Source organism: Rhizobium ecuadorense, from assembly GCF_001187535.1.
GTDB classification, from domain to species: domain Bacteria; phylum Pseudomonadota; class Alphaproteobacteria; order Rhizobiales; family Rhizobiaceae; genus Rhizobium; species Rhizobium ecuadorense.
In genome coordinates this window covers 1-405 of the sequence record NZ_LFIO01001794.1, presented here as the reverse complement: position 1 = coordinate 405, position 405 = coordinate 1, and the positions used below count along the sequence as shown (strand labels likewise).

Sequence of the window (405 nt, the reverse complement as noted above, 5' to 3'; positions counted from 1 at the left end):
CCCTACCAATTTGAGGAGAACCGCTTCCCCACGCTGGATGAATTGCGCAGCGCCGTGCCCGATCGCCCCCTGATCGTGCAATATGCCTATAACCAAGCCTTCTTGAACAAGCAGGCGATGGAGGCGCTTGGCGTGGGTACCGATCGGTTCCCAAAGGTGCCGGACACCGAATTCGAAAGGGACAGCCGCGGTAATCCCACTGGTGTGATCCACGGTTATACTTGGTTGTTTCTCGCCCTCGAGAGTATGGTGCCGCAGCCCACGTTCGACGAACAAGTGAGTTCGATGGTCTATAGCATTCACGGTCTGAACCGGTTCGGCGTGACCTCGATCATCGATAACGGCGGTAGGTGGCCCTACCCGGAGGCCCAGGCGAGGGTAGACGTGCTTGCACGAGACAACCGT

The 405-nt window shown here is 58.3% G+C and carries 1 protein-coding gene; it reads left to right on the top strand.

Annotated features, from left to right (window positions below; translation table 11 throughout):
• Positions 1-405 (top strand): amidohydrolase family protein (locus AF337_RS37235; protein WP_342028470.1); only part of this gene is annotated, 405 nt, incomplete at both ends.